The sequence below is a fragment of the bacterium genome, from assembly GCA_021372775.1.
Lineage (GTDB): Bacteria > Acidobacteriota > Polarisedimenticolia > J045 > J045 > JAJFTU01.
This window is the reverse complement of record JAJFTU010000490.1, coordinates 1-2,255: the sequence shown is the minus strand read 5'-3', so window position 1 is coordinate 2,255 and position 2,255 is coordinate 1. Positions and strand designations below refer to the sequence as shown.

Sequence of the window (2,255 nt, the reverse complement as noted above, 5' to 3'; positions counted from 1 at the left end):
GGAGCAGGACTGGGAGCGGCTGCTCGACGAGCAGCTCCGGCGTCTCCAAACCGACCACGTGGACTTCTACCTGCTGCACGCCCTGTCCGGCGAGCGTTGGCAAAAGGTGCTCGACCTCGGCGGGCTCGCGGCGATGGAGCGGGCGCGCGCCGACGGCCGGATCCGCCATCTCGGCTTTTCCTTCCACGGCTCGCCGACCGACTTCCGCGCGATCCTCGGCGGCCACGACTGGGAGTTCTGCCAGATCCAGCTCAACTACGTCGATCAAGAGTTCCAGGCGGGCCTGCCGGGCCTGCGCGCCGCGGCGGAGCGGGGAATCGGCGTGGTGGTGATGGAGCCGCTGCGCGGCGGCTCGCTGGCCAAGGTCCCGGCCGAGGTCGAGGCGATCTTCGCGCGGGGGCCGGCGCGGTCGGCCGCGGAGTGGGGGTTGCGGTGGCTGTTCAATCTCCCCGAGGTCAAGGTCGTGCTGTCGGGGATGAACGAGGACGCGCAGCTTGACGAGAACCTCGCCGTGGCGCGCGACGCGCGGGCGGGGGGCATGGGGCCCGACGAGCTGGCGTTGATCGAGGAGGCGCGGGCCTTCTACGCGGCGCGGACGATGGTGCCCTGCACGACCTGCGGCTACTGCCAGCCCTGCCCGAACGGCGTGGCGATCCCCGACACGTTCTGGCTGTACAACGCGAGCGCGGTGTTCGGGACGAAGGCGTCGAGCGGCGCGTGGTATCGCGCGCAGTACGTCGCGCACGGCGCCGGCGGCGACGCCTGCGTCGAGTGCGGCGAGTGCGAACCGAAGTGTCCGCAGGGGATCAAGATTCCCGAGCGCCTCAAGGAAGCGCATTCCTATTTGACGAGCGATTGAGTTTTCGCGGGCGGACGCAGCGTACCAAATGCCTGCGGTCCTCATTCGCGGGGGCGCAGCGTGCCAAAGGCCCGCGTTTCCAGCGACGTAAGGCAGGGGTGAGCGGGGTTCAGGTCGGGCGGCAGGCGCGGAGGAGGCGCCGTCGTTCCGACGACGTGATCGGCGCGCCAGCCGCCCCTACAGTCCGCGGACACGGGGGCTGTGCCGGCGGGCTTTGCGGTTCGAGTGAAGGTCGGTCGGGCCGGGGGGGGGCCGGCGGAACCCTTGAGTTCTAGGGTCCGACGGCCCCCCCCGGACGACCGACCGACCCCGCCTCAAGGAACGCGTCGCTCAGCGAATCCAACCCGGCCTCAAGGCACGCGCGGCCTTTGCGCCGGGAAGTCAGGGCACAACAAAAGCGCCCCCCTGCGGAGGGCGCTCTCGTCAGTGCCGCGAAACCGCGGCCCTACGCCATCTTGTTGAACGCGAGCTGCAGGCGCGACTTGTAGCGGTCGGCGGTCCGGTCGTGGATGACGCCGGCGCGGGCGGTGCGGTCCACCAACCCGAGCGTGTCCACGAGCAGAGCCTCCGCGGCCGGCTTGTCGCCCTCTTCCACGGCGGTGCGGAACTTCTTCACCTGCGAGCGCATGCGCGTCCGCCAGAAACGATTGCGCAGCCGCCGGACGACGTCGTGACGGGCCTTCTTGGCGGCCGACTTGTGATTCGCCATCTTCTTCAGCCTCTTGGTCTTCCGGGGGCCGTGGGACAGGCCCGCCTTGGAGCGTGCGCCGGGCGGACCATCCCGTCCGGGAAAGCGCGAAGATTTTGGGTCAAAGAGGGCGCCGTGTCAAACCAGCGCCCGTCTTCTTCACAGCTTCTTGCGCTTGATGTACTCGCGGGCCAGCCGCGCCTCGTCCGTCGAGGGGGCGCTCTTGATCAGCTTCCGCAGCTCGGCGACCCCTTCCTCGGTCTTCTTCCCTTCGCACAGGGCCATGCCGCGCTTCAGGCGGGCCATGAGGACCTTGTCGCTCTTGGGGAACTGGTCCACCAGGTCGGAGAAGGCCTTGGCCGCCTCGAGGTGCTTCTTCTGCGCGTAGAGCGTCTCGCCGAGCCAGTACTGCGAGTCGTCGGCCAGGGGGCCGTCGGGGTCGATCGCCTTGGCGCGGCGGAAGCCGGCCAGCGCGAGGTCGAAGTGGCCGCGCGAGTAGTCGGCGTAGGCGCCGTTGAACGCCTCCTCGGCGCTCTCGCCGGAGGCGGCCTCGTCGGTCGGCGTTGCGGGCTTGGCGACGGGTTGCGCGGCGGCCGCGGGAGCGGCCGCGGGCGTGGGCGCGGGAGCGGGCGCCGCGGCCGCGCGAGGCGCGACGGCGCTCGGCGCGGGCGCCGCGGGCACGGGCCGCGGGGCGGGGACGGCGGGCGC

Annotated in this window: 3 protein-coding genes; 1 reads left to right on the top strand and 2 read right to left on the bottom strand. The window is 71.3% G+C overall.

The window, feature by feature from the left end; translation table 11 throughout:
* Window positions 1-859 (top strand): aldo/keto reductase (locus LLG88_16755; GenBank protein MCE5248558.1); only part of this gene is annotated, 859 nt, incomplete at its 5' end.
* A gap of 445 nt (window positions 860-1,304) precedes the next feature.
* Here LLG88_16755 and rpsT read toward each other — a convergent pair.
* Together rpsT and LLG88_16745 are read right to left on the bottom strand one after the other, a co-directional pair.
* Window positions 1,305-1,568, bottom strand: coding sequence for a 30S ribosomal protein S20 (rpsT, locus tag LLG88_16750; GenBank protein MCE5248557.1), 264 nt, complete (start codon window positions 1,566-1,568; stop codon window positions 1,305-1,307).
* A 138-nt stretch (window positions 1,569-1,706) separates the two neighbouring features.
* The coding region (locus LLG88_16745) for a tetratricopeptide repeat protein (protein MCE5248556.1) at window positions 1,707-2,255 on the bottom strand (549 nt) is incomplete at its 5' end.

What these genes read in the sequence shown, in the direction of transcription:
- rpsT (MCE5248557.1), bottom strand. Translation starts at nt 1,568, where the DNA reads ATGGCGAATCACAAGTCGGCCGCCAAGAAGGCCCGTCACGACGTCGTC.